Source organism: Plesiomonas sp. PI-19, from assembly GCF_021368255.1.
Taxonomy (GTDB): domain Bacteria; phylum Pseudomonadota; class Gammaproteobacteria; order Enterobacterales; family CAMTGL01; genus Plesiomonas; species Plesiomonas shigelloides.
On sequence record NZ_JAJNMQ010000001.1, the window covers coordinates 1,277,612 to 1,302,807 of the forward strand.

24 protein-coding genes are annotated in these 25,196 nt (G+C 51.3%); 17 read left to right on the forward strand and 7 right to left on the reverse strand.

Features of this window, described 5'->3' with window-relative positions; all coding sequences use genetic code 11:
• The first annotated feature begins 83 nt into the window (after positions 1 to 83).
• The 8 genes from LQ901_RS05805 to hypE all read left to right on the forward strand — a co-directional run bounded on the left by LQ901_RS05805 (position 84) and on the right by hypE (position 6,375).
• Entirely contained in the window at positions 84 to 374 is a 291-nt protein-coding gene (locus LQ901_RS05805) for a HypC/HybG/HupF family hydrogenase formation chaperone (protein WP_064977776.1), read from the forward strand.
• Complete coding sequence (gene hybE / locus LQ901_RS05810; protein ID WP_152137006.1) at positions 371 to 988, forward strand: hydrogenase-2 assembly chaperone; 618 nt, start codon at positions 371 to 373, stop codon at positions 986 to 988. Before LQ901_RS05805 ends, hybE begins: the two co-directional genes overlap by 4 nt.
• A 20-nt stretch (positions 989 to 1,008) precedes the next feature.
• Entirely contained in the window at positions 1,009 to 2,145 is a 1,137-nt protein-coding gene (locus LQ901_RS05815) for a hypothetical protein (RefSeq protein WP_152137005.1), read from the forward strand.
• A 114-nt stretch (positions 2,146 to 2,259) separates the two neighbouring features.
• On the forward strand, positions 2,260 to 2,601 hold the full coding sequence (hypA, locus tag LQ901_RS05820; RefSeq protein WP_010863695.1) for a hydrogenase maturation nickel metallochaperone HypA: 342 nt from the start codon (positions 2,260 to 2,262) through the stop codon (positions 2,599 to 2,601).
• Between the two features lie 2 nt (positions 2,602 to 2,603).
• The gene (hypB, locus tag LQ901_RS05825; protein WP_233672034.1) at positions 2,604 to 3,893 is read left to right on the forward strand and encodes a hydrogenase nickel incorporation protein HypB; all 1,290 of its coding nucleotides are present in this window, start codon (positions 2,604 to 2,606) and stop codon (positions 3,891 to 3,893) included.
• Positions 3,884 to 4,186 (forward strand): hydrogenase maturation factor HybG, encoded by a 303-nt coding sequence (gene hybG / locus LQ901_RS05830; RefSeq protein WP_233672035.1) that lies wholly within the window; start codon positions 3,884 to 3,886, stop codon positions 4,184 to 4,186. Before hypB ends, hybG begins: the two co-directional genes overlap by 10 nt.
• 5 nt (positions 4,187 to 4,191) lie before the next feature.
• On the forward strand, positions 4,192 to 5,304 hold the full coding sequence (gene hypD / locus LQ901_RS05835) for a hydrogenase formation protein HypD (protein WP_152136292.1): 1,113 nt from the start codon (positions 4,192 to 4,194) through the stop codon (positions 5,302 to 5,304).
• A gap of 45 nt (positions 5,305 to 5,349) precedes the next feature.
• Positions 5,350 to 6,375, forward strand: coding sequence for a hydrogenase expression/formation protein HypE (hypE, locus tag LQ901_RS05840; RefSeq protein ID WP_152136241.1), 1,026 nt, complete (start codon positions 5,350 to 5,352; stop codon positions 6,373 to 6,375).
• Between the two features lie 454 nt (positions 6,376 to 6,829).
• On the opposite strand, the gene tatA is transcribed toward hypE, so the two are convergent.
• Together tatA and LQ901_RS05850 are read right to left on the reverse strand one after the other, a co-directional pair.
• Positions 6,830 to 7,054 carry a twin-arginine translocase TatA/TatE family subunit gene (gene tatA, locus LQ901_RS05845; RefSeq protein WP_039044757.1) on the reverse strand — a complete coding sequence of 75 codons (225 nt, stop codon included), beginning with the start codon at positions 7,052 to 7,054 and terminating at the stop codon, positions 6,830 to 6,832.
• A 189-nt stretch (positions 7,055 to 7,243) separates the two neighbouring features.
• Positions 7,244 to 9,157, reverse strand: coding sequence for a methyl-accepting chemotaxis protein (locus LQ901_RS05850; protein ID WP_178088373.1), 1,914 nt, complete (start codon positions 9,155 to 9,157; stop codon positions 7,244 to 7,246).
• Between the two features lie 216 nt (positions 9,158 to 9,373).
• Here LQ901_RS05850 and LQ901_RS05855 point away from each other — a divergent pair, with 216 nt between their 5' ends.
• From LQ901_RS05855 to LQ901_RS05870, 4 genes are all read left to right on the forward strand, one after another.
• A complete protein-coding gene (locus LQ901_RS05855; protein WP_152137003.1) occupies positions 9,374 to 9,991 on the forward strand; it encodes a rhomboid family intramembrane serine protease in 618 nt (205 codons plus the stop codon).
• A 702-nt stretch (positions 9,992 to 10,693) separates the two neighbouring features.
• Positions 10,694 to 12,814, forward strand: coding sequence for an anaerobic ribonucleoside-triphosphate reductase (gene nrdD / locus LQ901_RS05860; RefSeq protein ID WP_233672036.1), 2,121 nt, complete (start codon positions 10,694 to 10,696; stop codon positions 12,812 to 12,814).
• A 219-nt stretch (positions 12,815 to 13,033) separates the two neighbouring features.
• Entirely contained in the window at positions 13,034 to 13,501 is a 468-nt protein-coding gene (gene nrdG, locus LQ901_RS05865; RefSeq protein ID WP_152137002.1) for an anaerobic ribonucleoside-triphosphate reductase-activating protein, read from the forward strand.
• 515 nt (positions 13,502 to 14,016) lie between these two features.
• A complete protein-coding gene (locus LQ901_RS05870; RefSeq protein ID WP_010863684.1) occupies positions 14,017 to 14,439 on the forward strand; it encodes a Myosin-1 in 423 nt (140 codons plus the stop codon).
• 89 nt (positions 14,440 to 14,528) lie between these two features.
• On the opposite strand, the gene LQ901_RS05875 is transcribed toward LQ901_RS05870, so the two are convergent.
• On the reverse strand, positions 14,529 to 15,341 hold the full coding sequence (locus tag LQ901_RS05875; protein WP_233672037.1) for an SDR family oxidoreductase: 813 nt from the start codon (positions 15,339 to 15,341) through the stop codon (positions 14,529 to 14,531).
• A 195-nt stretch (positions 15,342 to 15,536) separates the two neighbouring features.
• Here LQ901_RS05875 and LQ901_RS05880 point away from each other — a divergent pair, with 195 nt between their 5' ends.
• The 5 genes from LQ901_RS05880 to LQ901_RS05900 all read left to right on the forward strand — a co-directional run bounded on the left by LQ901_RS05880 (position 15,537) and on the right by LQ901_RS05900 (position 19,710).
• Positions 15,537 to 15,818, forward strand: a complete 282-nt coding sequence (locus LQ901_RS05880) for a polyhydroxyalkanoic acid system family protein (protein WP_036769771.1) — start codon at positions 15,537 to 15,539, stop codon at positions 15,816 to 15,818.
• Positions 15,819 to 16,079: 261 nt separating this feature from the next.
• Entirely contained in the window at positions 16,080 to 16,595 is a 516-nt protein-coding gene (locus LQ901_RS05885) for a phasin family protein (protein WP_112866191.1), read from the forward strand.
• A 52-nt stretch (positions 16,596 to 16,647) separates the two neighbouring features.
• Positions 16,648 to 17,007 carry a phasin family protein gene (locus tag LQ901_RS05890; protein ID WP_010863680.1) on the forward strand — a complete coding sequence of 120 codons (360 nt, stop codon included), beginning with the start codon at positions 16,648 to 16,650 and terminating at the stop codon, positions 17,005 to 17,007.
• 300 nt (positions 17,008 to 17,307) lie between these two features.
• Positions 17,308 to 18,738 carry a wax ester/triacylglycerol synthase family O-acyltransferase gene (locus tag LQ901_RS05895; RefSeq protein ID WP_010863679.1) on the forward strand — a complete coding sequence of 477 codons (1,431 nt, stop codon included), beginning with the start codon at positions 17,308 to 17,310 and terminating at the stop codon, positions 18,736 to 18,738.
• Positions 18,739 to 18,762: 24 nt separating this feature from the next.
• Positions 18,763 to 19,710, forward strand: a complete 948-nt coding sequence (locus tag LQ901_RS05900; RefSeq protein WP_064977764.1) for an alpha/beta hydrolase — start codon at positions 18,763 to 18,765, stop codon at positions 19,708 to 19,710.
• Here LQ901_RS05900 and LQ901_RS05905 read toward each other — a convergent pair.
• The 4 genes from LQ901_RS05905 to bioA form a co-directional block, all read right to left on the reverse strand.
• Complete coding sequence (locus LQ901_RS05905) at positions 19,662 to 20,342, reverse strand: TetR/AcrR family transcriptional regulator (protein ID WP_233672038.1); 681 nt, start codon at positions 20,340 to 20,342, stop codon at positions 19,662 to 19,664. The two genes, LQ901_RS05900 and LQ901_RS05905, sit on opposite strands and share 49 nt — an antisense overlap.
• 2 nt (positions 20,343 to 20,344) lie before the next feature.
• Positions 20,345 to 20,845, reverse strand: a complete 501-nt coding sequence (locus LQ901_RS05910; protein WP_039044754.1) for a DUF2505 domain-containing protein — start codon at positions 20,843 to 20,845, stop codon at positions 20,345 to 20,347.
• 91 nt (positions 20,846 to 20,936) lie between these two features.
• Complete coding sequence (locus tag LQ901_RS05915) at positions 20,937 to 22,919, reverse strand: SDR family oxidoreductase (protein ID WP_233672039.1); 1,983 nt, start codon at positions 22,917 to 22,919, stop codon at positions 20,937 to 20,939.
• 862 nt (positions 22,920 to 23,781) lie between these two features.
• Positions 23,782 to 25,080, reverse strand: coding sequence for an adenosylmethionine--8-amino-7-oxononanoate transaminase (gene bioA, locus LQ901_RS05920; RefSeq protein ID WP_233672387.1), 1,299 nt, complete (start codon positions 25,078 to 25,080; stop codon positions 23,782 to 23,784).
• Positions 25,081 to 25,196: the final 116 nt, after the last annotated feature.

Consider the following 25,196-nt stretch of genomic DNA (forward strand, 5'->3'; position numbering starts at 1 on the left):
AACCGTAACCAACAGCTGATTGATTCTGAAGCTTTTTCAGACTGTCAGGTAGATAGTCAATCAGACAGACAAGGAGTTCTCTGATGTGTATCGGTATTCCCAGCCGGGTGTTATCCGTGAATGGTCAACTGGCCTGTGTGGACAGTTTCGGCCAGCAGCGAGAAGTGAGCCTGCTGTTGCTGGATGAACCGGTCAACGTTGGCGATTACTTGTTGGTTCAAGTCGGCGGTTTTGCGGCGAGTCGCATGAGCGCCGAAGATGCTGAAGCATCGCTGTCGGCGATGCAGGCGCTGTTAAATGGCGATCTGCCGGATGATTTGATTGCAGATGCCGATTTGCCCTCCGCCATGCGCTATTCGGAGGTGTCGAAATGAATCTCGACACCTTGCTGCGCCAAGAAGCGCAAGCGTTCGGACTCAGTGATATCGATTTGAATCAAGAACTGGGTTTGTTTCCTGATGTAGCGCCAGTGACTCCAGCGCCAACTCCTGCACGTGAGTGGCTGGGTTTTGCCACCAATCCGGCAGAGTTGTTGGAGCAGACGTTCAGCGAGATTGCACAAGGCGAGATGCAGACGCTGCCTTTTTTCCGCGCACAAGTGCCGGTTCGCGCGCTGGGTTTTCAGTGCTACGAAGGGCAGTGGGTTGGGGTCATGCTAACGCCTTGGATGCTGAGCATTCTGGTATTACCGGGGCCTGACCAAGTCTGGGATTCGCGCCCGCTGGGTGAACGTTTGGGCTTGCGTCTACCGTTTGGCAATGCGGTATTTCACGTCAGTGAAATTGAGGCTATCGGGCAGTATTTGTCCTGCTCGCTGATGTCGCCGCTGGATCCTGCTATGTCTGCTGATCAAGCTCTGCAACTGGCAACGGATGTTTCCCGTCAGGTCTTGGCTATTCCGGTGACGGATGTGAATGCGCCGCAGAATTTGTCGCGTCGCGCCTTGCTCAGTGGCCGTCGCTACGCCGCAGAGCCGCAGCCTCAGTAAGCAGTAAGTGGACTTGAGTGATGCCGGATCAACAACCTAAGCCCATTACCGTGCAACCAACAGCAAACACACTGCCGTTTACCGGCGGTGTGCGTGTGCAATTGCAACTATCACCACTGGCGCAAGGGCGTGTAGCGCTGGCGGCGCAGGTCAGCTGCGTGCGGCCAGATGCTGGGCGCGCACTGGCTGGTTTGCCTATCGAAACGGCGTGGCAGCGTCTGCCACATTTGCTCTCGTTGTGTCCGATTGCGCAGCAAACAGCCGCCGCGCAAGCCTTTGCCGCGTTAGCGCAACCATCCCTCGTTTTACTTCCGGCGCAGATACAAAGTCCGTCAACTGAACAGCTGGCGGCTGAATGGATGCGTGAACATGCGTGGCAAAACTGGCAACTGTTAGCGCTTGATGGCGATGCGATGCCCTTTTTGGCTGATACCCGCGTCTTACGTCACCCCGATCGACAAGGTTGGGAAACCGCATTTACTCATCTGTGTGGCTTGAGCGCCGAGGCATTTTGCTCGTTGGCTTCTTTTGAGGATTGGATGGCGTGGTTGCAACACTCCACCGCGCCCTATCCGGCATTACTGCACCGCTATCTGCCGTTGCTTTCGTTTGGCGCGCAGTCAAGCTGCTCGCAGCCGGAAAGCGGGGCATTTGGTCGCCAATACGCACATCCCCTGATTCAGGCATTGATTGGCCGTTATGGTAATGGCATCGCCGCCCGTTTAACCGCGCGCTGGCTGGAAATGGCGCGTTTGATTGCGGAGCCGGCGGAGCAAGTTGTTCTCTCTGGCGTAGACCAAACGGCTACGTGCGAGAAGGGCGAATCATCGGATATGTCGCCGAGTACATGGCGAGTAAGTGGCCACGCGATGGCGTCGCGCGGCAGTTTGTCTCATCGCATCACGGTGCAGAATGCCGCCAGTGACGACGATCCGAAATTTGCGCGTTGGCAGATTGCTCGCTGGGAAATTGATGCGCCCACCGATCGTTATTTTGCCCGCGGTGGACTACTGGAGCAGGCGCTGAATGGCCAAACGGCCGACGATCGGCAACAAGCCCTACGCGCAACAGAATTGTTGCTGCGCGCGATAGATCCTTGTGTTGGCTTTGAGATCGTCTGTGAACCCATTGAGGTACAGAAAGATACGACAGCATGAGGCAACAAAATCAAAAGCGTCATTGTGAATTGACGCATTTAATCGAGAACATTAACGCTGGTCGTGCGATGAATCGCGGCCAGCGCAGACTCATCGGAAACAGGCAGAACTGACATGCATGAAATGGCGCTATGCGAAAGTGCGATGCAGGTAATTGAGCAGCAAGCCGCGCAAAATGGCGTGCGGCGTGTGACTGCCGTGTGGCTGGAGGTCGGCGCACTGGCGTGTGTCGAAATTTCTGCGCTGACCTTTTGTTTTGACGCCGTTAGCCGTAACACGCTGGCGGAAGGGTGTAAACTGCACGTGCGGGTCAAACCGGCACAGGCATGGTGCTGGGACTGCTGTCAGACCGTGGTGATCAATCAGCGCGGCGAGGCGTGTCCGCATTGTCAGGGATACCGTCTGCGTGTGGATGACGGTGAAACATTACGAATTCAGGAAATAGAGGTGGAATAACCATGTGTACGACATGCGGTTGCGCCGAAGGCGAAGTCCGGATTGAAGGGGATGCACACGGACAGCATCATTCTCATGTTCATCACCATGATCATGGGCACGGGCATGCTCATAAACATAGTCATAGCCACCATCATGGTCATACCCATGCTCATTCACATGAGCATTCTCACGGTCATGGTCATACCCATGCTCATTCACATGAGCATTCTCACGGTCATGATCATTCACATGGGCACCACCACGATCACCACTCGCACGTGCATCACGCGCATAGCTCCGCAGCCAGTGCCGTGCCAGCGGTCGGTGAGCTAAGTGGTAATGCGGGCAGTGTTGTTGTCCACCATCATTATCACCATAACGGCGATGTGCACCACCATTACCATTATCACTTTCCGGTAAGAGGTGACAACGTCACACTGGCTGACCATCATGACCATCATGACCATCATGACCATCATGACCATCATGACCATCATGACCATCATGACCATCATGACCATCATGACCATCAGCACGCCCACCATCATCATGCTGCACCTGTTGAAGCAGAAGAGCCAGCACTGCAGCCGCAAGGTGAGCGGGATGACATGCATTATGGCCACGGTCTTGCCGGCGCCCATGCTCCGGGGATGAGCCAGCGCCGCATGCTGCAAATCGAATTAGATATTCTGGGCAAAAACAACCATATCGCAGCTCACAATCGCGAAGATTTCGCCGCGCAGCAAATTCTGGCGCTGAATCTGGTGTCTAGCCCAGGCTCCGGTAAAACCACATTGCTGACGGAAACCTTGCGCCGCTTGCAAGGGCAGCGTCCGTGCGCCGTGATTGAAGGTGACCAGCAGACCAGTAATGACGCTGAGCGTATCCGCGCCACCGGTGTGCGTGCGATTCAGGTTAATACTGGCAAAGGCTGTCATCTGGATGCGCAAATGGTGCGTGATGCTTCCGAGCGTTTAGCGCCCGAGTCTGGCAGCATTTTGTTTATCGAGAACGTCGGTAATCTGGTGTGTCCATCCAGCTTTGATCTTGGCGAGCGCCATAAAGTGGCGATTTTGTCGGTGACCGAAGGGGAAGACAAGCCGCTGAAATACCCTGATATGTTTGCTGCGGCGTCTCTGATGCTGCTGAATAAAACCGATCTGCTGCCTTATCTGACCTTTGATGTGGATGCTTGTATTGCCAATGCGCGTCGTGTCAATCCGGATATCCGCGTGATTCAAGTTTCCGCGCGTAGCGGTGACGGCATGGACGAATGGCTGGGCTGGCTGGAGGAGCAGGTATGTGCCTAGGCATTCCGGGGCAAATTGTCGCCATTCGTGATGAAGTTAGCGTGACCGCCGTGGTGGATGTGTGCGGCGTCAAACGTGAAGTGAATGCTGCGCTGGTATGTACCGGCGCTCCGGCTGATCTGATTGGTCAGTGGGTATTGGTGCATGTGGGGTTTGCCATGAGTTTGCTCGATGAGCAAGAGGCGCAGGCGACCCTCGATGCGCTGCACAGCATGCAGGCGCTCGGTCACGAAGTGGATGACTTTGGTGCGCTGAATGGTCAAGCAGCGCAGAAAGCGGAGAGCGCGTCATGAATGCGATGAAGTTTGTCGATGAATTTCGCGATCCGGCGCTGGCAACCAGTTTGCTGGCGCGCATTCAGAGCGTAATGCAAACGCTGCCTTACAATGCACAAAAGCCGCTGCAACTGATGGAAGTGTGCGGCGGCCATACCCATGCCATCTTCAAGTTCGGTTTGGATCAGATCCTGCCTGACAGCATCGAGTTTGTGCACGGGCCGGGCTGTCCGGTGTGCGTGCTGCCGATGGCGCGTATTGATGCTTGTATCGATATCGCCGAGCGCGATAACGTGATTTTCTGCACCTTCGGCGATGCCATGCGCGTCCCTGGGCGGCGTGGTGCACTGCGCGACGCCAAAACCCGTGGCGCGGATATCCGTATCGTGTATTCGCCACTCGATGCATTGGCTATCGCACGCGATAATCCCCATAAGCACGTGGTCTTTTTTGCTCTCGGCTTTGAAACTACCATGCCAAGTACCGCGCTGACAGTGCAGCAAGCACGTCGAGAGGGATTGAGTAACTTCAGCATCTTCTGCCAGCACATCACCATCATCCCGACGTTGCGAACTTTGCTGCAACAACCGGACGTGCGCATTGATGGCTTCCTCGCGCCGGGCCATGTCAGCATGGTGATCGGTGCCGAGCCGTACCGTTTTATTTGCGATGAGTTCGCTAAACCGTTGGTGATCACCGGTTTTGAGCCGTTAGATATCTTGCAGTCGATCTTAATGCTGGTGGAGCAAGTGGCTGAAGGCGTGGCGCGGGTCGATAACCAATACCGACGTATCGTGCCAGACGCAGGCAACAATCTGGCGCTTGGCGCGATGGATGACGTCTTTATCCTGCGCCCAAGCAGCGAGTGGCGGGGTCTGGGGGAAATTGAGCACTCTGGCGTGATGTTAAGTGACGCCTACGCCGATTTTGATGCCGAGCGGATCTTCCAGCCACAGGTTGGCGCGGCCGCTGATGACCCACGCGCCCGTTGTGGCGATGTGCTGACTGGCCGATGCAAACCGGCAGATTGCCCACTGTTTGGCAGCGGTTGTAATCCACAAAACGCATTTGGTGCGCTGATGGTGTCTTCGGAAGGGGCGTGCGCCGCCTACTACCAATACCGCCGTCAGGCATGATAATCAGAACCTTTTTTAAGTGATAAACAACAAATCGAGATAACCATGAGTACACAGCGCCAAGACGTGGTAACACTGGCTCACGGCAGTGGTGGCGAAGCGATGCAAACCCTGATCCGCGATCTGTTTATGCAGGCTTTTGCTAACCCGATGCTCACACGCCAAGAAGATCAGGCGCGGATCCCGCTCGCTGAACTGGCCGCAACCGGCGATCGGCTAGCGTTCAGCACTGACAGCTTCGTGGTCGACCCGATTTTCTTCCCCGGGGGAGACATCGGTAAACTGGCCGTCTGTGGTACGGTGAACGATGTTGCCGTCGGCGGCGCTATCCCGAAATACCTCTCTTGTGGCTTTATTCTCGAAGAGGGGCTGCCACTGACAGATTTAGAGCGTGTGGTTCGCTCGATGGCCGCTGCTGCTGCAGAAGCGGGCGTACAGATTGTCACGGGCGATACCAAAGTGGTGCATCGTGGCGCTGCCGATAAGATTTTCATCAATACCGCGGGTATTGGCGTGATCCCTCCATCGGTGCAGTGGGGCTGTGACCAAATTCGCGTTGGCGATCGAATTATTGTGAGCGGTACTTTGGGCGACCACGGTGCCACCATCTTGAATTTGCGTGAGCAAATGGGGCTGGATGCCGATCTGCAAAGTGATTGTGCGCCGCTCAATGGCATGATTGCCGCGCTGCATCCGATCGCGGGGGTTCGTACCTTGCGCGATGCGACCCGTGGCGGCGTGACTGCGGTGTTGCACGAGTTTGCCCAAGCCAGCGATTGCGGCATGATGATTGCCGAATCGGTATTACCGGTACAACCGGTGGTGCGCGGCGTCTGCGAGCTGTTGGGGCTCGATCCGCTCAATTTTGCCAATGAAGGGAAACTGGTGCTGATTGTGGCCGAAGAGGCCGAAGAAGCTGTGCTGGAGTGCTTGCGTGCCCATCCGTTGGGTCGTCATGCCACCTGTATTGGCTCAGTTACCGAAAATCGGCAAGTGAAAGTAATGGGTGCGTTTGGCGCAGCGCGTCTGCTCGATTTGCCGCACAGCGAGCCATTACCGCGTATTTGCTAACGTCCTAACAGTTAAAGAAAACGCTAAAGTAAAACTAAAACAAAGCGAAAGCAGAGATAAAAAATAGAGATAAAGGGATAAGCCGCTGTTTGTGATAAAACGGCGGCTTTTTCATGTACGCAATTCGTTCATGACTTGTTTACTCGGTAACGCAAAGTGAAATCCCTAAAAAACAAACAAAAGAAATTTCAAGATAGATATCAAGATAGAGCAATATCAAAAGGGAGAGGAAGCTGTAAGACAAATAAAACAGAGGAAGGATAACAGCGAAAAAAGTAAAACGGAAATGGATAGGGCGAAGAGAATCAACTAGATATAACGCTAAAGTAAATAGCGTCAGTAGTTATTAATAATAGTTATCAATAATACTGGCGCTGCAGTGATTGCGGCTCATTATCAAATGGTGGCAATTGCCATCACCGTGATACCGACAATGATGGAGAGAACATAACGTTCAAGAGGAAGATTTATTATCCGGTGAGGCAGGTTTTTGCTCGTTTAACCCTGGCATCTCCATATGTGCGCTGTTCTCGTTCTGACCACTCAGTGCACGTTTGAAATCGCGTACCGCACCGCCCAGATCACGACCCACATTACGCAGGTTTTTGGTGCCGAACACCAATACGACAATCAGGCCGATCAGTAAGAGCTCCTGAATTCCGATTCCGCTTAATCCCATGATTATTATCTCCGGTTAAATAAACCGTCCCGATAATAGCCACGAATGAATCGTTACCGCAAACCCTTTTTAGACTGCCAATTGTTTCATATCTTTAATGGCGTGAAAAAGGTGGTCGTTAATTTTTATCGTGCTGTTACCTGCGCAATAAAATAACGACCACCTAATTTAGATTTTAAGCAGGTAGCATTAAATTCTAAATTGCAGGGTCAGTTTCTGCAGATTATTGGCCAAGGCACTTAAATCTTCACAGGCTTTAGCGGTTTGATTCGATCCTTCCACAATCTCAAAGCTGACGTCATTAATATTGCTGATATTAATATTCAGCCCTTCAGATACGGCATTTTGCTCTTCCGTGGCGCTGGCAATTTGGGTGTTCATGTCATTAATGAGCAGAATATTTTCGCTCATCCGATTAATGATATTGCCAGAGTTTTGCACCTGCATCACGCCTTCATTCATCCGCGTTGAGCTGGTGACCATTGCGCTTTCCGCGGCGTTGGCTTTTTGCTGCAGATTTTCAATGATCGCATTGATCTCGGTGGTGGACTCTTGGGTGCGATGGGCGAGAGTACGCACTTCATCAGCAACCACCGCAAAGCCACGACCTTGTTCACCGGCACGCGCCGCTTCGATGGCCGCATTCAGCGCCAGCAAGTTGGTCTGATCGGCAATTCCGCGGATCACATCAATCACCACACCGATGCGCGAGCTTTCTTGTTCCAGCTCATGCACGACTTGACCGGCTTGCTGAACATCCACAGACACTTGCTCGATAGTTTCGATGGTCGCTTTGATGATATTACGGCCCGATTCCGCTTCTGAGGCAGCATTTTTCACCGCATTCGCCGCTTCTTCGGCATTGCGCGACATATCATTGGCCGTCGATTGCATCTGGTTCATGGCGGTGGCCAGTTGTCCCAGTTGATCTTGCTGATTTTGCATCCCAGAGTTGGACTGCAAAGATACCGCGCTCACTTCTTCAGCGGCGCTACTGAGCTGCGAAGTGCTGGTGGCGATATCGGTGATGATATGGTGCAGATTCAAACGCATCTGCTCGATTTCACGCGCTAACATGCCCAGTTCATTGCGGCTTTTGTCGATGTGCGGCTCCGCCAGATTCTTGCTAGAGATTTTGTGCGCCGTTGCTAATAGCTGTTGCAGTTGTTGCGTCAGCTGACTGCTGACCAGCCACGCCAGCGCAACACCGATCACGCTGAACAACGTCACCAGTACCAGACGGAGCAGTGACATGCTCTGCTGCTGCTCCAGATTCTTCTCGGCGACCATGTAGCCGCGCTCACCAATAAACTGCGACATCGCAACCAGATTCTGGTTGATCTCCGCGCCTAGGCTGTCGGTATCCTTGTCCGCTTGCATATAAGCATCAATGCCATTACGGATATTTTTCAGGGCGGTTTCATAGCGGGTTGCCAGCGTCACGATCTCTTCGGTTCGTTTATCGTAGCGGCTGTATGGCGTCAGTTTTTTCAGGGCAGAGGTCAGGAAGTTGATGGATTTATCCAATTCACCAACACGCAGACCTGTTTGGAAAGAGTTGAAATAGATCCGCGTTTTGGCGATATCGGTCATCGCATCAATCAAAATATTACGATACTCATGGCCAAACTGGGCGGAAGAGACATACACCAGATAATCATCGAATTTGGCCCCTGAGCCGGTGACGCCGTAACGCACCTGATCATCAATCGTATAGTGATATTGCACCATGCTGCGCGCCGCTTTGTTGTAATCGCTCAGCACGCTTTTCAGTTTGTAGCCGGCATCGGTGACCGGTTGATATTGGTCAGCAGATTTCAGCATGGCATCTAACGCATTTTCAGCATTTTTAGCGGCATTCAGATCGCGCAGTTTGGCAATCGAGTTCAACAGCGCCAGACGGGCTTGCCAAATTTTAATGTTCAGATCGATAGATTGCTGGTTAGTTTTTTCATCCTGCTCGATTTGCGCGGTCAAGATAGTTTGCTGGTGGGACTGGTAACTAAAAAAACCGACAATCATACTGACGGTAAGTAGCCCGACTAATGCTGCCGGTAGGATAACGGAGATCCGAAAGGGAATATTTTTTATACTGAAAAGCATGGAGTACATCTCGATTAAGGGTAGCGGGAAAATTCATACTTTTTTACATCTACCTTATGTCGACGCGATTCCAAATTTATAAAACTGATAAATTTTATATGACAATAACCTGTGATCTAACGATATGCACTGATGATATTTTTGCATGATGTTCAATAAAATCTGCAGGTTACCGAATCTAAATCGCTGAATAATTAACTGTGAGAGGTAACGCGGATGCAGGAGATCAAAGAACAGTCTTGGTTGAAAAAAATACCACCGGTAATCGGGCTGATCCTGATTATTGATGTGCTTTGTATCGTGCTGTTTATGTTTAACTACTTAGGCGCAGGTGCATTAACCCGCTATGGCCTGCTACCGCGCAGTGAGCCGTTATTCATGCCACTGCTGCTCGCACCGCTTCTGCATGGCTCTTGGGCTCACCTGTGGGCGAATCTGCTGCCGTTTACACTGCTTTCATGGCTGGCCAGCCGTTACGGCAGCCGCGAATACATCTTGTTGCTGTTGGTGGTTTGGTTTGGTAGTGGCCTGTTGCTCTGGTGTATTGGTCGTCCGGCTTACCATATTGGCTTGAGCGGTGTGATTTACGGTTTGTGGTCCTATCTGCTGGTGTATGCCTTAATGCATCGCAGCTTTAAAGCCTTGGCTATTGGGGCCGTGGTATTGGTGCTGTACGCCGTGATGTGGCAAGGGCTAATTCCTGGTCAACTGTCTGGGCAATGGCATGTCAGCGTTGAAGGGCATCTATCCGGTGCACTGGTAGGTGGTTTGTATGCCTACTTTTGTGCGCGCAGGCATAAAAAGCGTGAGAGTGAAGCGCGTGCGGTGCAGTAACACCTACACTTGAGGTGTACGCTAAATCATGAATTATTGTTGTGTCTGTGTATAGAAAGGAGGGAAAAATCGGGGAAGCAAACGCTACGTGCACTGTGTTGTAAAGTGGCCTAAATGTATGTAGATGTAACGGAATTTAACTCATACATACTTTCCGGCAAACGTAAGCTTTAGTTGCCATAGCGAGTCTGCTGTTCGGTTGCTTTCCTCAGTGAAGAGGGCGTAAATAGAAGGCGTACCACAACATTGGAGAGTTATTATGAGTCACGAACAGAAGAAAAAGCCGCAGAAAACTCTACAAGAACGCAGAGCTGAAAAACGGGAAAAACGTCATCCGCACGAAGAGCACAGTGATGCGGCTAAGTAAGTTCATACAACGTTAATTTTCTCATCAGTCAACCCGCCTTATTGGCGGGTTTTTTTATGCCTGTTTTGCCTTCGCGCTGGTGAAAAAGTAATCAGTGTTTTTTTCTTAAGAAAGCAGTTAACAAGAGAATTTGAATCTGATAAGGGCGCCGAAAGAACTTTCAGACAGGGATCGATAATTTGAATGTGAAAGAATCGGTCGCTGAAAAAACTTGATCTAGATCAATACAATATTGTGGCTGATCTCGCCTAATACACCACATCTTGTATGTCGTGCTATCATACAATCAATATTTAGTGGTTTGGTTAGTGATAGCGCCTAGCGGAGGAATCTCAGTGAAGCCGGTTGTGATTAAGCGTGACGGGTGCCGTGTACCGTTCGACGGAAATTTGATTAAGAATGCTGTTCTCAGTGCTGCTCGCACTGTGGAGGCTATGGAACCCGCTTATGCTGAAGCCGTTGCACAAGCTGTAGAAGATTCCCTGCAAGGTATGACCGAAGTTGACATTCGGACCATCCAGAATGTGGTTGAAAACCAACTGATGTCCGGTCCCCATAAAGCGGTGGCTCGTGCCTACATTGAGTATCGCCATGATCGCGATATCGCGCGTGAGAAATCCAGCCGTCTGAACAACGAAATTCGTGGCCTGATTGAGCAGAGCAACGCCGCGCTGCTGAACGAAAACGCTAACAAAGACAGCAAGGTGATCCCAACTCAGCGTGATTTGCTGGCGGGGATTGTTGCAAAACATTACGCCCTGCAACATTTGCTGCCGCGTGATGTGGCGCAGGCGCACGAGCGTGGCGAGCTGCATTACCACGATCTGGATTACTCCCCGTTCTTCCCAATGTTCAACTGTATGCTGATCGATCTCAAAGGCATGCTGACCCACGGCTTCAAGATGGGTAACGCCGAGATTGATACGCCAAAATCGATTTCTACCGCCACGGCGGTAACCGCGCAGATCATCGCGCAGGTAGCGAGCCATATTTATGGTGGTACTACCATCAACCGTATCGATGAAATTCTGGCACCGTATGTCAAAGCTAGCTATGACAAGCATCATGCTGTTGCGGTTGAGTGGGGTATTACTGATCCAGAAGCCTTTGCCTCAGCGCGTACCGAAAAAGAGTGTTATGACGCATTCCAATCTCTGGAGTATGAAGTCAACACGCTGCACACCGCGAACGGTCAAACGCCGTTTGTGACTTTCGGTTTTGGTCTGGGCACCTCTTGGGAATCCCGCTTGATCCAGCAGTCGATCCTGAAAAACCGAATTGCCGGTCTGGGCAAAAAGTGCAAGACGGCGGTGTTCCCGAAACTGGTGTTTGCGGTAAAAGATGGCCTGAACCACAAAAAAGGCGATCCAAACTACGATATCAAGCAGTTGGCGCTGGAGTGTGCAACGAAGCGCATGTACCCAGATATCCTGAACTACGATCAAGTTGTGAAAGTCACCGGTTCGTTTAAGACCCCAATGGGTTGCCGTAGCTTCCTCGGTACTTATGAAGAAGATGGCGAGCTGATCCATGATGGTCGTAACAACTTGGGTGTGGTCAGTCTGAACCTGCCGCGCATTGCGTTGGAGGCGGGTAATGACGAAGAGGCGTTCTTCAGTCTGTTGGATGATCGTCTGGATCTGGCGAAAAAAGCACTGCAGACTCGCATCAGCCGTCTGGAAGGGGTTAAAGCCCGTGTTGCACCAATCCTGTATATGGAAGGGGCATGTGGCGTACGCCTGAAGGCCGATGACAGCGTTAGCGAGATCTTCAAAAACGGTCGTGCTTCGGTGTCTTTGGGTTATATCGGTCTGCATGAAACTATTAATGCGCTGTATGGCACCGAAACCCACGTGTACGACTCCGAAGCGCTGCGCGCCAAAGCCATCGCTATCGTACAGCGTCTGCGTGATGCCACTGATGCATGGAAAAAAGAAACGGGCTACGGCTTTAGCCTGTACAGCACCCCGAGTGAGAACCTGTGCAGCCGTTTCTGTAAAATTGACACCAAAGATTTCGGCGTGGTGGATGGCGTGACTGACAAAGGTTACTACACTAACAGCTTCCACTTGGATGTCGAAAAGCAGGTGAACCCGTACGACAAGCTGGATTTTGAAATGCCATATCCGGCCATCGCCAACGGCGGTTTTATTTGCTACGGAGAATATCCGAACATGCAGCACAACGTTGAAGCGTTGGAAGATGTGTGGGATTACAGCTATAGCCGCGTACCGTATTACGGTACCAACACGCCAATCGATGAGTGCTACGAGTGTGGTTTCACCGGTGAGTTTGAATGTACCAGTAAGGGCTTTACCTGCCCACGCTGTGGCAACCATGAGCCGACCAAAGTGTCTGTAACTCGCCGCGTGTGTGGTTATTTGGGCAGCCCTGATGCGCGTCCGTTCAACCACGGCAAGCAAGAAGAAGTGAAGCGTCGGGTTAAGCACCTGTAATCGACAGACTGCCGCGACACACTCCTTCTATCGCCAAAAACGGCGATAGCGGAAAAAGCAGTAAAAATTGTCGTAGTGGTCAATTCAATATCAACACCGGTGATGCATTGCCCGTTGGGCAGGGTATCCCGGTGTTATTTTTGCCATCGGAAGGCCGCCAACAGTGCCGAGCGCTGGGCATCAACGGCAAATTCAATCGGCAAAGGTTAAAAGAGTAACGTGAACTACCATCAATATTATCCCGTGGACGTGGTTAACGGCCCAGGCACTCGCTGCACGCTGTTTGTGTCTGGCTGTGAGCACCAGTGTCGCGGTTGCTACAACCAATCAACTTGGCGCACGGATTCTGGTCATCCGTTTACGCAGGCGATGGAAGATCAGATCATCGCCGATCTGAACGATCCGCGTATTCGTCGTCGTGGTTTGTCATTGTCGGGTGGTGACCCATTGCATCCGGCCAACGTCTCGGCAATTTTGGCGCTGGTTAAGCGGGTGAAAGCGGAGTGTCTGGGTAAAGATATCTGGCTGTGGACCGGTTACACGCTGGCAGAATTAACTCCCGAGCAGCAAGCGGTGATCCCGTATATCGATGCTTTGGTTGATGGTAAGTTCGTGCAAGAGCAAGCTGATCCTGGTTTGGTCTGGCGTGGCAGTGCCAACCAGATTATTCACCGCTTCAAATTGTAATCTGCCTAAAGCCGGCATTAGCGTGATATAGCAAACATCGATCACGCTTATCAATAACGGGCGTGCGGCGCTTATAGCTTGCCGCCGGTTCTAAGCGTGCTCGTCTTCATGACTAAAGCAGAGGTTGGGCGTATCTTAACCCGCCTCTGTTCTTACCGTGCTCTGTGCCCTCTACTTTCTCTGTTGCACCCTCCGACGCCCCACCTTTTGATACCAGTTCCAATTTTGTCTTTTTCTTGCCGGAATGCCTAGCCGCTGGATGCTTTATGTACAGCGGGTAGCGATAATCCCAGTGATGATTAGTCTTAGAGGCTATCCCATTAGGGCGATTTTACTTGTCATTTTAGCGTTGACCGAATGGTCGAAATTCTCACGAACGGGGTGTTCGTGTTGGTAGCTAATCAAGTTGCTAATGAAGCTGGCAGTGCGAGTGACATTGACTGGGATAGGCTCTTCGCCGACTTTTAGGCGCGCGGATTTGTGCGCTCTCGGCAGACATGATGGAGGAGAGAAAGATGGACTTGGCCACACCAAACAGAGTCACACCGTCATACACCGGTACCGATATGTCACTGACCGGACAACGTTTATCCGCGCGCGTAACGGTGCCGCATTTACTTCGTGATCCACAACCGCTGCGCTTGACCGCCGATGAAGCCGTGTTCTGTCTGTATCCAGATCCACAGTCGATTCAGTGGTGGCGCGTGCGCGCCGTTGAAACCGGTGAAGAAGGGTGGATCCACGACAGTTTCCTGTACCCACAACCGGAAAGTGAGGGCATATCATCAACCACGGTCGACTATTTTGCCCGTGAACTGACCACCACTTGCTGCGAGCGCCTGTTTATTTTGGCCGAATGTGATGGCTGGTACTGGGCGGAAAACCAGTTGGGCGAAAGCGGTTGGCTCCCCGTCAGCAGCGTTGAGCTGGAAGAGTAAGGTCGAGTCGGAAGAATATAATGAGCACAGTGACTCACAGGAGAGACGTTATCCCCTGTGAGTAGCTGGCTTGCGTTGGCGGGCTATTATCAGGTTTTATGGCCGGAGAATTTATCCATGCTGCGGTAAATCCCCATGCCATGTCCACAGATAAGGTCAAACGCTGCCCGTGGCAACAGACCTTTGATCACCGGCAACAGGTTAACAATACCCGGCGTGCGGACAAACGCATCACCGCGCAGCATGCCGGCCCACACTTTCTCGACCACTGCCTCCGGCTTTTGAATCGGAGTGAGCAGTGGCGCTTTCACACCGGCAAACATTCCGGTATCGATATAGCTTGGGGTTACGGTCGTGACTTTGATATTGCGGTAGCCAGCCATTTCCAGCTCTAGTCGCACCGAATCTGACCAACCAATCACCGCCCACTTACTGCCGCAATACACAGACATTTTCGGATTGGAAACCATCCCAGCCGCAGAGGCAATATTGACGATCCGGCCTTCGCCTTTTTCGAGCATGCCGGATAGAAACTCACGGCAGATATGCATCAAGGCATTGGTGTTGATCGCCAAGGTTTGGTTAATTTCGCGGTGCGAGTGCTCCCAGAATGGTTTACCGACAATGATCCCCGCATTGTTGAACAGAATATCAACGCCACCAAATTGGTTAATCACATCTTGCGCCGATGCTTGTATCGCATTGAGATTACTCACATCCACCACATGATGCAGTACAGTGTGGCCTTCTGCAGCAAAATCATCGGCGGTCGCGTTAAGGGCGGCCTCATTGATATCCCACAGCACCAGTTTTGCGCCGTGGGCGGCTGCTTTACGGGCAAACAGTAACCCTAAGCCGCGCGCTGCCCCTGTGATTAACACCACCTTATTGCGAATATCCATACCTTTCTCCTTTTGAAAAAGGATGTCTCGATTCAGCCGACACCAATATTAAAATATTGATCCTGACGTGTATTCTCAGTCTCGCGTCTTCAGTTAAACTTTTATAGTGTTAATATCAATCTTAGTCAAAAAACGATTACCTTGTTTATATAAAGTCCACCATAATTAATCTGATATAACTCATGAAGGAATAAAATGAGTGCTATATACATAAAAAGAACACATAGCCTGGGGATGGAAAAAGCCAGAAATATCAGCCAGACCGTGGCCGAAGAAATTGCCGGTAAATATCAGATTAGCTGGCAATGGCGTGAGCAGGATCTGATATTTCGTCATCCGGGCGCATCGGGTTACCTCAAGTTGTCCGATGATTCGGTTGTGATCAATATTCGCTTGGGGCTGTTTTATTTACCGTTTGCTGACAGCATTCAACGTGGGATAGAGCAGCAATTAGAGGCCTGTTTTAATTCGCGCTAGGTTGGTTAATGCGAGGTTCATTAACGCTAAGCTCTGCGCTATCAATATTGGCGAAATGGTTAAAACGGCTCTTGATTTCACGTTTTTCACTGTAATTTCGCCAATATTTTTCATCTGACGATGAATGCGACATATTTTGATGCAGATCATGCTTTTTCGGCCTGTTTAGAATGTTTCTTCTAATTGACTTGCGTACGCTTAAATCAGAGCAAGAGCTCTGACCAGTACAACGGGAATAAAGGCAGTCATTAGGAGGCGTGTATGTTAAAGCGTATTTTAAATATCGGTTTTGCCAAAGACGAAGCAGGCAATGCCAATGAGCAGGAAGCGGTTGCCCGTAAAATCTGGCTGGCAGGTTTAGGTGCCTATGCGAAGAGCATGCAAGAAGTCACGTCGCTGTCTGAGAAAGGGCGTTGCATGTTTGACGAGCTGGTTTTCCGCGGCCGCGAAGTTGAAGCTCAGACCAAAGAGCGTGTGGAGAAAACCGCAGAGCAAACTCGCAGTGCGATGCAGCAGCAACTGCATTACCAAGTGCAGCGTTTTACCGGTCTGGAAGTGTCTGTACTGCAAGGTATGGAAGAGAAATTGGATCGTCTGACTGAAGTGATCGCCGCGCTGGAAGCTCAGCAGGCTGCGCAGGAAACCGCTGATGTGAAAGCGGAGAAAGAGCCAGCCAAAGAGGCAGTGAAAGAGACCGTGAAAGAAGAGCATGCTGATGCTAAAACGGCGGCAGCCAAGCGCGTAGTTGGTAAAGTACCAGAAACCCCGGTGAAATAAGGTCTGAGCGTGTACCGGCCTGCCCGGCGCAGGTTCTGCACAGGAGGTTATCATGGAACACTATGTTGCACACAATGCTCCGGCTGAGTCTGATGCTGAGGATGACCTGTTGGCCCGTAATATCTGGTTAGCTGGGCTGGGCGTTTACAGCATGAGCTTACAGGAGGCGCAGTCTCTGGACGGTAAAGCCGAAAGCATGTTTGAGAAGTTGGTCGATTTAGGGCGTGATGTTGAGCAGAAAACACGCCAGCAAGTGGATGACACGCTCGCCAGCAGTGTGGCGGTCGAACAGCGGGTACAGAATCTGTTTACCCGTCTGAGCGGGGTTGATCCTGCCCAGTTAACATCTTTGGATGACAAACTGGCGGCATTGACCGAGCGTGTAGAGAAACTGGCGGCGGCGCGTAAATAATGCCGATGTTCCAGCCTGATCGACGCATGATTGGTGGCGTGACAGCGGTTTAACCTGAACGTGGTTTTAGTGGGTTAAATACCCATTTATTCAAGGTTATTCAAGGTTAATGTCGCGCCACACATGCTGCTCATCAGCACACTAAGCACCAACAAAAGCACTAAAATTAGCACTAAGAGAAGTATCAAAGTACAAGACGTGAAAGGGTAGCGGCTCAGGTACGAGCCTACAGGGCGAAAACCCAGTCATCTACAGGACTACAGCAGTACGCGCAGTACAGGCAGTAAAGGAGGCTTTTTCATGGCGACACTCTCATTACTCGACTTGGGTTTTGTCGTGTTTGAAAACAATACTACGCCCTTGCACATTTCAGGTCTGATGATTGTCAGCCCTCCGGCTGAACAATCGGATTATGCGGCTCATCTTCACCAATCAATGCTACGTGGTGGGCCGGTGCAAAGCCCGTTTGACCGGGTTTTAGATCTGGGGCTGACACACTTACCCCGTTGGCAGGCCGCGAAATATGTGGATCTGTCCTACCATATCCGGCGCTCCAGCTTGCCTGAGCCCGGCGATCATTATCAGCTGTTGGAGCTGGTATCCCGTATACATAGCTACGTGCTGGATCGCAGTCGTCCCTTATGGGAAGTCTGGATTATTGATGGCCTGAAAGATGGCAAAGTGGCGGTACTGTTCAAGCTGCATCATTCGTTGGCCGACGGTGTTCGTGCGTCCAAATTGTTTATGCGTAGCTGTCAAACTGATCCGACACAAACTGAATTTGTTCCGTTCTGGGCGACTACCGAACAACCGGATGTCACCGAACGTCAGCAACATAAACAGGCGCTGTTGCAAAGCCTGCTTAACCCTGATTTATGGCTGAAGCAATCCAAAGCATCACTGGGGTTGCTCAAGCTGTGCTCCGGATTTTTACGCGCCAATGCCGGCAGCGGATTGGGGCTGAAAATGCCGTTTACCGCGCCGCATACGCCGTTTAACCTCAGTCCAGAGCGGGCTCGGCGGGTGACTTTGGTTAGTTTACCGCAGCATCGCTTTAACCAAATTGCCAAACTCACCGGCGTTACCATGAATGATGTGGTGCTGACGGTGTGCGATATGGCGCTGCATCGTTATCTGCAGGCGCATAACTGGAAAGAGCAAAAACCGCTGGTGGCATTGATGCCGCTCAATTTGCGACATGGTGCCGGTAATGAAACGGGTGTCACCAATAAAATGACCCTCGGATTGGTCGAGATGGGGCGCAGTGATGATCCGCCGCTGCGCCGTTTGCACTCCGTGCGTAACTCGACCGAAGGCATCAAGTATCAGGCCTTAGAGCTGCACCCAGACGCTTATTATCAGTATGCGATTTTGGTCAATGCGCTCTCGTTGCTGTCAGGCCGGTTAGGGCTCAATCACTACTTGCCGCCTGCCACCAACATGCTGATCTCTAACGTGCCAGGGGTGAAGGAAACCCTCTATTTCTGCGGTGCCAAGGTGGAGGATGTCTATCCGCTGTCGCTGCTGTTACCGGGGCAAACCCTGAACATCACCTTGCTCAGTTATGCCGGTCATCTCAATTTTGGCTTCGTGTGTTGCCGGCGTTCGCTACCGGGCTTTGATGTGATTGGGCAATACCTGAAAGAATCGCTGGCGGCGCTGGAGCAGGCGACCTTAAGTGAAGTGGCCAAAGTGGTCCGGCAAAAGGCGGTGGAGTTTCCTGTCGAGTGATAAACCGCTCACCAAGGAGTGAACATGCCAAGCTGGAGTTCGAAAGCGCTGAATAAACTGCTGGCACAGGCAATGCGTGCCCGCCTGCAACGCTGCGATAACGTGGCCGAGCTGCGGGCGGTGATCAGTGGGCTAGATAACATGAGCCATTATGTGTCTAGTCCAGCCTCGTTAGAGGCGATCCCTGATACCATTAACGGGGTGCCTTGTGACTGGATCACCACTGGTCAGCCGGTCGGGCAAACCGTGTTGCTGTTTTTCCACGGTGGCGGTTTTTGTCTGAAAGCCTCGGCATTGCATTTCTCGTTACTCGGTAAACTGGCGGAAGTCTGCCATGCGCGCGGCATCATGGTGGATTACCGCTTATCCCCCGAGTTTCCTTATCCGGCAGCAGTTGAAGACTGTTTTCAGGTTTACCGCGGCTTGCTTGAGCAGGGGATTTTGCCATCCCAAATTATTTTGGCCGGGGATTCCGCGGGCGGAAATTTGGTGCTGACTACCTTGCTGCAAATTCGTGAGCACAATATGGCGCAGCCGGCGTGTGGGATCTTGTTCTCACCCGCAACTGATATGGCGCTTAATAGCCCTTCGGCGTTTTTCATGCGTAACGAAGACCCATTTTTCGATTTAGGCTCGTTATTGCTGATGCGAAATAGCTATTTGCAGGGAAAATTGCCTTGTGAGCCGCTGATTTCGCCGGTGTATGCTGATTTGCATCAGTTAGCACCGATGATGATTCATGTCGGCTCACTGGAAATATTGATGGATGACTCAGTGCGCGTAGCGGCGCGCGTGCGTGAACAGCGTGGGGTGGTGGATTTAACCGTTTGGCCGGGAATGCCGCATGTGTTCCCGCTATTTCAGTTGCTACCTGAGTCTCAAGAGGCGATGAATCGGTGCGCGGCATTTGCTGCCGCACACCTTCAACGAGCGTCTGCCGAGCATGCGCGAGCGGCTGACAAAGAAAGATAAGGGGTCAGCACGGCGGTCAGCCGTCTGATCCCAGTTTGAATCAGCATCTCTTCATCTTCCGCTAACCATTCGCTCTGTGCTGGGCTGCGGGCTTCTGGCTGGGCGTTTTTGCTCATGTCGGTGACGGTGTGATGAGTCAGATGCGGCTCAAAACACAACCAACTTAGCCCCATCAACACCAGATTATCCGCCAATAATTGCTGTTCATCCTCGTGTAAATATGGGCCAAATCGTGCAATCAAATGATGACTAAACTCCTGCAAACTGCGCAGAACGCGTCGCCATTTGCGCGGTAAGTGAGCCGATACGCCAGCACCCTCTTGCAGAAAAAAGTTTTGGTCCCGCAAGATAAAGCGGTAATGACGGCACACCCCAAGCAACGTGTAAAGCAAGGGGAGGCAGTCATCCAGCGTTTGCACATCGCTACTGATGTTGCGATTGAGCCGATCAATGGCCAACTGAAATTCAGCTAACAGTGGCAACACCAGCTCTTCTTTGCCGTGGTAATGGTAATAGAGATTACCGGGGCTGATGTTCATTTCCGTAGCGATATCGAGGGTAGTCACCCAAGCAACACCGCGCTGGTTGAACAGCAGCAGACTGTGATCCAAAATGCGCTCACGAGTCCCCATAATCAGGCCGTGGTGATATCAGCACTGATCTGCTGTTGCAGATAGCGATATTCAGATTGCATCAAGGCACGGCAATCGCGCACGATATAGTCGGTGACTTTGCCGCCAATAAATGGGATCCCACAGCTGATATCCAGCGCAATTTGGTTCTGACAGCCTTCGGCAGTTGGCGTGATCAGCAAGGTGCCTTCGATGGAAACCGGAATTCCCACTAACTCTACTTTGATGCGGCACTGGTAATGGTTTTCCTGCAGTTGCCACTGTTCATATTGCTGTAGGCGATTGCTGTCCCCCAGCACGCTACGCAGCATTGCTGGGGCGTTGTTTTTCATGTCACGGCTGGTGGCGATAGTGACACTGTCACCGTCAACTTCGTGGTCCATGACGCGTACTTTGTCTGCTTTCAGCCCCTGATATTTGGCGACGACACGCTCGGGATCAGTAAAGTATGGCAGTAGCTGTTCTGGTGAGCAGGCATAAACATGGGTTTCGTTCAGTTTCATGTTCTGTTCCTTATTGTTTTACAGAGAGTTTTTTACTGATTGTTGTTTTACTCAGTCTGTTCAGGTCCTTTGAAGGCCGGTTTCCCGGCCATCAGAAATGAATACCACGTAGCATAGCGGCAAAGGCGATCATCTCTTGTTGCTGATTTTTATCGGGCAATTCGCCGCCTTTATCGGCAGAATCTGGGAACATGCGAAACGCGATGTTCATGATCACTTCCGCCATCCGCGGCGACAGCGAGTGGATGACCGCGCCAAAAATGCCCAGTTTGGTCGCGATGCGTTTTGGCTTGTGTACGATGGCATCGACCACCATGTTGGCCGCATCTTCTGGCGTGAGGGTCGGCACGGTGTCGTAAATCCGTGTTGGCGCAATCATCGGCGTTTTCACCAGTGGCATGTTAATGGTGGTAAAACGCACTCCACGATCGGAATACTCGGATGCTGCGCAGCGGCAGAACGACTCCAGCGCCGCTTTCGATGCCACATAAGCACTAAAGCGCGGCGAGTTGGTCAGTACGCCAATCGAGGAAATGTTGATAATGTGGCCATTGCGCTGCTCATCCATTTTCGGCAGGCAGCCGAGAATCAAACGGAGCGCACCAAAGTAGTTAATCGCCATGGTGCGCTCAAAATCGTGGAAACGATCATAAGAGTCGGCCACTGAGCGACGAATCGAACGTCCCGCGTTGTTAATCAGCACATCCACTTTATGATGCTCTTCGTGAATACGCTGGATCAGCACATCACAGGCGGCAGAATCGGACAAATCGCAGATATAGCAAGTCGCGCGGCCACCCGCTTGCTCTACGGCGGCACGAGCTTCCTCTAACTGTTCGGCTTTACGTGCCACCAGTAATAGATGGGCTCCGGTTGGCGCTAACCGAATGGCGGTTGCCAAACCAATTCCTGAGCTACCGCCGGTGAGCAGCACCACTTTGTTGTGCAGCTGTTCGTGCAGAATTTGGTCGATAAACAGATCGGGGTCGAGGTTACGCTCCCAATAATCCCAGATTTGCGGTGCGTAGCTATCCAGAGAAGGACATCGGATCCCCGCAGGCTCCAGCAGCTTTTGTGTACGGCGGTTATCGAAGCGGGTTGGGTAGTTAATCAGCGATAACGCCGAGGCAGGAATGCCGTACTCCGCCAGCAGCAAATGGCTAATGCGCTGTACGGGTGGATAGTTACACAGCATCCCCATCAGATGACCGGGGATCAGATTGAACAGGCGCGAGTTAAAACGCAGCACCATTTTCGGCCCGTGTCCGGCTTCGGAGAAAATATTCAGCACTTCACCGGTGCGGAATGGGCGGCTGTCGGTCAGGTGGAAACATTGGCCGTCTAAGTCTGGCAGGTGCGCCAGATGATCCATGGCATTAACCACGAAATCGACCGGCACAATATTGATGCGTCCGCCTTCGATGCCGAGTAACGGCATCCAGCTGGGCAGGGCATTGCGGATCCGCTGCAAGAACTTGAAGAAGAAATAGGGCCCGTTAACGCGGTCTGCTTCACCGGTTTTGGAGTGGCCAACCACAATCCCAGGGCGATAAATTCGCCACGGAATACGGCACTCTTCGCGCACAGCTCGCTCGGCCAGATGTTTGGTCAGAAAATAGGGTGAGTCTAGATGTTCGGCTTGATCAAACATGGTTTCATCAAAGCAGCCACGGTACAGGCCAGCCGCAGCAATCGAACTGGTATGGTGGAAGCAACCGGCTTTGAGTTTCTCGGCGCAGGCAATTGCGTTACGAGTGCCGGCCACATTGGCGTCAATCTGAACTTCGGTTTTGGCATCTAGATCGTACAGCGCAGCGAGATGGAAGAAATGGGTGATTTTTCCCTGCAGCACTTGCACCTGTTCGGCGCTCAAACCCAAGAGTGGCTCAGTGATATCGCCATAGACCGCGTGGATGCGTTCAGGGGCGATATTCAGATTAGCGGCGGTTTGCTGTAATTTTTCTGCTGCCGCTTCCGAACGCACCAGACAATATAAATTACCGTTACGGTGAGCAAGTTTTTCCAGCAAAAAACGGCCGATAAAACCTGTAGCGCCGGTAATAAAGTAACCCATGCTTCTCTCCTTAGAATACCAGGCTATTTGAATGGAAGTCCTTCCATTAATTACTCAGCATGACCGGGCTGTTATGACCTGTCTGAGCAGGTTGTGTGGGAAGATTCAGAACGCCTGAATACCTCTTTACCGGCATAACAGTCAGCCACCAAAAATAATATTCAGGAATGCTGATGTTATTTTGATGTTACATCGCATTCTAGAATAAAGGCAATTGATAGCCGTCAAGAAATGCGAAAAAGATATTTTAAACAGCGACATAAAGTGATGAGTCTGAAATAGTTATCTTGTAATTGTTGTTTTTAGAATAAATACACGTCAGTAAGCTGGTATGACCTGTTGTTTTTGCTAAAACGGATTTTTTAAAGCGAATTATTCTGTATGAATATGCCTTGCGTGCATATGCGTAAAACGAAAGTGAAAGACTTAAGATCTGATAAATGAACCCGAGGGGAAATGCGCGCATTACATTCTATAAATGTGCGATTTAAAATTAATCGCTGAGAGTGTTATAATTAAAAAGAATATGTGCTGGTGTTATTGGTAGTGAAAGTGAAATAAACATGCATTTCAGTCAGTTGTGTGAGCTTTATTTTTAATTCGAGCCGAGCATAAGCGGGGATAAATATGTGATGCTATATATTGCGTGCTACAAGACCCCCAATATCTAAACATCAATACCCAAGCAACCGAAGTACTCACGGTTAAACCTCAAACGCCTCGATATCAACTCTTCTATTTTAAAGGCTAAGTTTTAAGACCGAAATTTCAAGTGGTTAACAACTGTAAACAGCGAATACTGCTACGTATTAGATACGTGCCGTATTTGCTGCTGTAGAAAAAGGGCTTGCGGTTGATGGCCTCAGAGGCCTTGCTCAATCACCGCATGTATAGCCGCAGTTAAACGGTGCACATCTTCTGTCGGTGACATGTAGGGTGGCATCACATAGATTAAGCGCCCAAACGGACGGATCCACACCCCGAGGCGCACAAATTCGGCCTGTAACCGCGCCATGTTCACCGGTTGGCGCATCTCCACCACACCGATCGCGCCGAGCACTCGCACATCCGCAACCGCATGATGTGTGCTTAACGGCTGCAAATCGGCCTTGATCACCGCTTCGATACGCTGCACATCCGCTTGCCAGCTGCCGCTGGTCAGTAACGCCAGACTTGCCGATGCAACGGCGCAGGCGAGCGGGTTAGCCATAAAGGTTGGCCCGTGCATGAAACAACCGGCGCTACCACTGCTGATGGTATCGGCGATCTGACGCGTGGTGAGAGTGGCGGAGAGCGTCATATAGCCACCGGTCAACGCTTTGCCTAAGCACAAAATATCGGGTGTGACCTCGGCATGTTCGCAGGCAAAAAGCCGCCCCGTGCGACCAAATCCGGTCGCAATTTCGTCGGCAATCAGCAAGATGCCAAATTCATCACATAGCTTACGTACTTCACGCAAGTATTGCGGGTGGTACATCCGCATCCCGCCAGCCCCTTGTACGATCGGCTCTAAAATAACGGCGACAATTTCTTCATGGTGTTGTTTGAGCAAGGTGGCGAAGGGCGCAATATCCTGCGCTTGCCATGTGTCAGCGAAACGGCACTGTGGCGCTGGGGCAAACAGATGCTGCGGCAAAATGCCGCTATACAAACTGTGCATCGAGTTTTGTGGATCGCAAACTGACATCGCGCCGAAGGTATCGCCATGATAGCCATGTGCGATGGTTAAAAAACGGTGGCGATTGAAAGCCGACTCTGCGTTGGTGGCCTGCTTGGCTTGCCAGTATTGCAACGCCATCTTCATCGCCACTTCAACGGCGACTGAACCCGAATCAGCTAAAAACACACACTCCAGCGCGTCGGGCGTCATGGCAACCAGTTGTCGGCACAGATCGATCGCGGGTTGGTGGGTGATCCCACCAAACATGACGTGCGACATGGATTCTAACTGCGTGTGTACGGCCTGATTCAGTTGTGGATGGTTATAGCCGTGAATGGCCGCCCACCATGAGGACATACCATCAACCAAGATTTGCCCATTGCCCAATGTTAGGCGATTGCCGTGGGCTTGCGTGACGGGGTAACAAGGCAGCGGATCGCGCATTGAGGTGTAAGGATGCCAGATATGTTGGCGATCAAACTGCATGTCAGCATCAGAAATAGCGCTTGCGTTAAAGCTCATTATTTAATCTTCTGTAAACTAATAATAACTTATCAAATTGACAGTCTATCGCCGCTCACTACACTAGCCAAAATTATTTTTACTGAATTTCATGC